General features: G+C 44.6%; 3 protein-coding genes. All 3 read right to left on the bottom strand.

Translation table 11 applies throughout. From position 1 onward, the window contains the following. Window positions 1–1,322 (bottom strand): tRNA lysidine(34) synthetase TilS (tilS, locus tag E5A76_RS15630; protein WP_316247344.1); only part of this gene is annotated, 1,322 nt, incomplete at its 3' end. 106 nt (window positions 1,323–1,428) lie between these two features. After that, on the bottom strand, window positions 1,429–2,388 hold the full coding sequence (gene accA, locus E5A76_RS15625; protein ID WP_161119475.1) for an acetyl-CoA carboxylase carboxyl transferase subunit alpha: 960 nt from the start codon (window positions 2,386–2,388) through the stop codon (window positions 1,429–1,431). Between the two features lie 70 nt (window positions 2,389–2,458). Next, entirely contained in the window at window positions 2,459–5,938 is a 3,480-nt protein-coding gene (dnaE, locus tag E5A76_RS15620; protein ID WP_161119474.1) for a DNA polymerase III subunit alpha, read from the bottom strand. Window positions 5,939–6,000 lie beyond the last annotated feature (62 nt).

Below are 6,000 nucleotides of genomic sequence, written 5' to 3'. Positions count from 1 at the left end.
GTTAAATTCGACGTAATAATCGCAAGATCATCTCCAGCAAAATCAGCAACAACAAAATACCCAACGACAGCAACCAGCTTTTCACCATAAAAAATGAAAGGCGTTCGACTGCGTAACCAACTCGGAACTTGGTATTCTTGAAACAATTTCTTCAGTTTACGACTACCGCTGCGACCAAGCGGTTTAATAGGATCACCTTGATAGCAAAAGCGTACTGTTACTTTTTCATCAGCCCGTGGATATCGAAGTACCTTATCATTGCTGCTTTGAGATAATTGTAATGTCCCTAGCTCCTGCGGGAGATGACAAATAGCATCAATTTCAAAAGGAGCTTGCCATTGACTGATATCACTCCATTGCTGAAGTAGATACAGTTTCCCTTGGCTACGGCGCACTTCCACATTTGCCCAACACAACTTAGGGTTAGCATCTTGTTTTGCTAATACCACATTAAACCAAATCTGCTCAAGTTGAGCTAAAGACGGCATCATCACTTTTTGTCGTTTTAACCATTGTCTAATCAATGCCATTCCGACACGCTGAGTAGTATTTTCAGCCAGTAATAAACTACCATCGGATTGTGTTGCTTGAGCCAACTGCGTCGATAATAGTTCTTCTAATAACGCTTCTTGTTCACCACACAATGCACTGCTTCGTGCAACCGCTTTATGAATGCCCGGCCAACGTTCTACCAGACGAGGAGTGATTTGGTGGCGGATAAAATTACGATCATAACGTTCATCTTGGTTACTCTCATCTTCTACCCATTCCAGTTGGTGCTCCTTACCATATTGTTCAATCTCAGCACGAGTCACATTCAATAATGGTCTTAAATGTTTACCCTTTGCAAAAGGCAAAATAGTCGGCATTGAAGCTAAGCCTGCAGGACCACTACCGCGTTTAAGCGCCAGCAAAAAAGTCTCTATTTGATCATCACTGTGTTGAGCCGTTAATAAGGTATCTCCCTGTTGAACATGTTTTGCTAATGCATTGTAGCGAGCCTCTCGCGCCGCTTGTTCAAGACTAATACGGTTTCCCGTCTCAACCATCACATGTTCAACATCGCAGCTGATCCCACATTGCTTAGCCCATGCTAAACACTTCTCAGCCCACACATCGGCATTGTTACTCAAGCCATGATGTACATAAACAGCATGGCAAGAATAGATCGGGAATTGAGCGATAAATCGAGCCATTAAATCCAGTAATACTCGCGAATCTAACCCACCACTAAAAGCGAGGATAAAACGTTTACTGTCGACATTGTGAGTTGTAAGTAGTTGGCGAGAAAAAGAGGAATACAACATGGCTTCTTTCAACATTGGGATAAAACACCAGTTTAACGCAGCAACAAGCCGTACTAAACGAGAAATACAAAAAAGGCCAGCATTATGCTGACCTCTTCAATTGATAGCGTACTGTAATTTTTTAGCAGTAGCCGTAACTCATTAGACGCTGGTAACGACGTTCTAGTAACGTTTCAGTGTCCATTGCATCTAACTCTTCAAGCGTTGCTTTAAGCTGTGCTTTTAGTGTGTTAGCCATCAATGGTACGTTACGGTGCGCACCACCTAGAGGCTCTTCAATGATGTTATCAATTAGCTCAAGCTCTTTAAGGCGAGGGGCTGTCATGCCCATTGCTTCTGCCGCTTGTGGTGCTTTATCTGAATCACGCCATAAGATTGATGCACAACCTTCTGGAGAAATAACAGAGTAAGTTGAGTATTGCAGCATGTTCACGCAATCGCCCACACCAATCGCAAGTGCACCACCAGAGCCGCCTTCACCTACAACGTTACAGATCACTGGCACTTTTAGACCAGCCATAACTTTAAGGTTCATTGCAATCGCTTCTGATTGACCGCGCTCTTCCGCGCCCACACCTGGGTAAGCGCCTGCAGTATCAATGAAAGTGATCACTGGCATATTAAAACGCTCTGCCATTTTCATTAAACGCAGTGCTTTACGGTAACCTTCAGGCTTTGGCATACCAAAGTTACGTTTTACTTTTTCAATCGTACCACGACCTTTTTGATGACCAATCACCATAACAGGGCGACCATCAATACGCGCAATACCACCCACTAATGCTTTATCATCAGCAAAAGCACGATCACCGGCTAATTCATCAAACTCTTCGAACATGTGCTCGATGTAATCAAAAGTATATGGGCGCTGAGGATGGCGTGCGAGTTGCGCAACCTGCCATGCACCAAGATCACCAAAGATTTTCTTGGTTAGCTCTAGGCTTTTCTTTTCTAGTTGCTCAATTTCTTTTTCTAGATCAACCGAATTAGATTCATCACGACGAGATACATCACGTAATGCTTCAATTTTTGCTTCTAGTTCTGCAATCGGTTGTTCAAACTCGAGGAAGTTCAGGCTCATACCACTTAAAATCCTTTTGCTTATGAAATGATAGGGTTCTTAATTACCCTATCATAAACATTAAGCTAACTTAATTAAACTCAAGCTCGACCTGCTTATCACCTAGGAGTGTTTTTAGATCAGAAATTAGCTGATCTGCTGGCGTAATTCGCCATTCTGTTCCTAATGTGAGTTTGGCACGGGCATTCGAGCGCTGATAGTACACGTTCACAGGTACGGTACCTGCTCGGTGTGGTTCCAGCACTTGGCTGAAACGGGCGAAAAACTGCTCATCGATCTGCTGTTCGGTGACTGAAATCGCAAGACCACGGAGATGTTTTTCTCTCGCTTCTGATATATCGAGCACTTCACGCGCTGACATTCTAAGGCCACCATTGAAATCATCAAAGCTGACCTGTCCTGATACCACCACTATTTTATCTTTTTCAAGCAGATCAATGTAACGATCTAAGGCATCAGAGAATAGCATGACTTCCATTCGACCTGAACGATCATCTAATGTCATCAAACCAATTCTGGTGCCACGTTTGGTTGTCATCACTCGGGCTGCAATCACTAAACCTGCAACCGTGGCTACTTTATCACGCCCAGTTTGCTGCGCATCTTTCAAACGCCAAGTCGTGTAATGCTTTAACTCAGGAATATAAGCATTAATCGGGTGACCCGTTAGATATAAACCCAGCGTTTCACGTTCGCCTTCCAGCCAAACTTTATCAGGAGATTCTGGAATATTGGCATACTTATGCTCTACTTCTTCAGGCGCCGCCGTTAGAACACCAAACATATCGGTTTGACCAAAAGCTTCAGCTTGGTGATGCTGACTTGCCGCTTTAATAGCATCATCCAGTGTTGCTAGCATAGCTGCACGGTTAGGTCCTAAGCGATCCATTGCCCCTGATTTGATCAGCTTTTCAAGTACACGCTTGTTCACTTTTTTGGTATCGATACGAGCACAGAAATCGAATAAATCTTTAAAGTGGCCGCCTTTATCACGGGCACTAATAATATTCTCGATCGGGCCTTCACCGACACCTTTCACCGCACCGATACCGTAAACCACTGCACCTTCGTCATCAACGTTAAAGCGGTACAAGCCTTTGTTGACATCAGGTGGCAGCAATTTCAGATTCATACGGTGACATTCGTCAACCAAGCTAATGATCTTATCGGTGTTATCCATATCTGCGGTCATTACCGCTGCCATAAACTCGGCTGGATAGTGGGCTTTTAACCATAGCGTTTGGTAAGACACCAAGGCATAGGCGGCGGAGTGCGATTTGTTAAATCCGTAACCGGCGAATTTCTCCACCAAGTCAAAGATTTTCATTGCTAGTTCGCCATCAACCCCGTTCTTGATCGCCCCTTCTTCAAAGACAGCACGCTGTTTTGCCATCTCTTCCGGTTTTTTCTTACCCATCGCACGACGTAGCATGTCCGCACCACCAAGGGTGTAACCAGCCAGTACCTGTGCGATCTGCATTACCTGTTCCTGATACAGGATGATGCCGTAAGTCGGATCAAGAATGTCTTTTAGTGACTCGTGTTGCCATTTTTCATCAGGGTAAGACACTGCTTCTCGACCGTGCTTACGGTCAATGAAGTTATCTACCATGCCTGATTGCAAAGGTCCTGGGCGGAACAGTGCCACCAATGCGATCATATCTTCGAAACAGTCAGGCTGAAGACGTTTGATCAGATCTTTCATACCACGGGATTCAAGCTGGAATACTGCGGTAGATTCTGAGCGTTGCAGCATGGCAAAAGATTTTGGATCGTCCATCGCAATAGCAGCAATATTGACAGGTTCTTTACCTTGCTCAATTAAGCGAGGGTTGATCAGCCCCAACGCCCAGTCGATGATGGTTAATGTACGAAGTCCCAAGAAGTCGAACTTAACCAAACCTGCGGTTTCAACGTCATTCTTATCAAACTGGGTAACCGGGTTATGACCTTCCGCATCACAGTACAATGGCGCAAAGTCAGTGATCGTGGTTGGCGAGATCACAACACCACCAGCGTGTTTACCAGCGTTACGTGTTACCCCTTCAAGGATGCGACACATATCAATCAAATCACGGACTTCTTCATCCGCATCATAAGATTGACCTAGCTGAGGTTCGGCATCAAACGCTTTGGCCAGTGTCATGCCCGGCTCGGCTGGCACTAACTTAGAGATACGATCGACGAAACCATACGGATGACCCAGTACACGGCCGACATCACGGATCACCGCTTTTGCCGCCATAGTACCAAACGTAATGATCTGCGATACCGCATCACGGCCATACATTTCCGCAACGTGATCAATAACCAAGTCACGCTTATCCATACAGAAGTCGATATCGAAATCGGGCATGGAGACACGTTCAGGGTTCAAGAAACGTTCGAAAAGTAAGTCAAATTCCAACGGATCCAAATCGGTAATTTTCAGCGCATAAGCAACCAATGAACCTGCACCCGAACCACGACCTGGGCCTACTGGTACATCGTTATCTTTCGACCACTGGATGAACTCCATTACGATCAAGAAATAACCTGGGAACCCCATCTGGTTAACAACTTGCAGCTCCACATCCAAGCGTTCATCGTATTCAGGACGACGCGCTGCACGTACTTCAGGATCGGGGAAAAGAAACTCAAGACGCTCTTCAAGACCTTCTTTGGATTTCATGATCAAGAAGTCTTCAATGCTCATATCACCGGTTGGGAAGTTTGGCAGGAAGTATTCCCCTAAACGCACAGTAACGTTACAACGTTTAGCAATTTCTACCGAGTTTTGCAGCGCTTCTGGAATATCAGCAAACAGCTCACACATTTCTTCTTCACTACGAAGATATTGTTGCGCACTGTAGAGCTTTGGACGGTTAGGATCGGCAAGCGTATAGCCATCATGGATCGCAACACGAATTTCGTGGGCATCAAATTGATCTGCCGTCAGTAAGCGCACATCATTGGTAGCAACAACGGGCAAATCTTCTTTTTCAGCCAGTTCAACCGCAAAATGTAAATAAGCTTCTTCATCGGCACGACCTGTGCGTACCAACTCTAAATAGTAACTATCAGGGAAATGGGTTTTGTAGAAACTGACAAAGCTGTCCACCATTTTCTGGTTGCCTTTCAGCAAGGCTTTACCCACATCACCATTTTTGCCACCAGACAGGACAATTAAACCTTCACGGTGATTAATCAGCCATTCTTTGTCAATAACTGGCAGGTGTTGTACATGTCCACGCTGATAGGCTTCTGAAATCAATAAAGTTAGATTTTTATAACCTTCATTGTTTGCCGCTAAAATGGTGAGTTCAAATAACTCGTCTCCCATTTCTGCAGACTGAACTTTGAAGTCAGCACCAATAATTGGCTTCATTCCAGCATCATGGGCAGCGAAGTAAAACTTCACCAAACCACACAGGTTAGTAAAGTCTGTAATAGCGAGTGCTGGCATACCGAGATCCGATGCTTTTTTGACAATTGGCTTTACTTTCGCCAAACCATCAATCATCGAAAAATCACTATGCACACGAAGGTGGATAAAACGTGGTTCTGCCATGACAACCTAATTTGTTACGTTACTGAATTAAGAAAATTATACCCGAAACCGGATATGAGAGG

This window comes from Photobacterium lucens, from assembly GCF_009873615.1.
Classification (GTDB): Bacteria; Pseudomonadota; Gammaproteobacteria; order Enterobacterales; family Vibrionaceae; genus Photobacterium; species Photobacterium lucens.
This window is presented reverse-complemented; position numbering and strand designations above follow the sequence as displayed.

Coding starts and splice junctions, on each gene's coding strand:
- accA (WP_161119475.1), bottom strand. CDS start 2,388: ATGAGCCTGAACTTCCTCGAGTTTGAACAACCGATTGCAGAACTAGAA.
- dnaE (WP_161119474.1), bottom strand. CDS start 5,938: ATGGCAGAACCACGTTTTATCCACCTTCGTGTGCATAGTGATTTTTCG.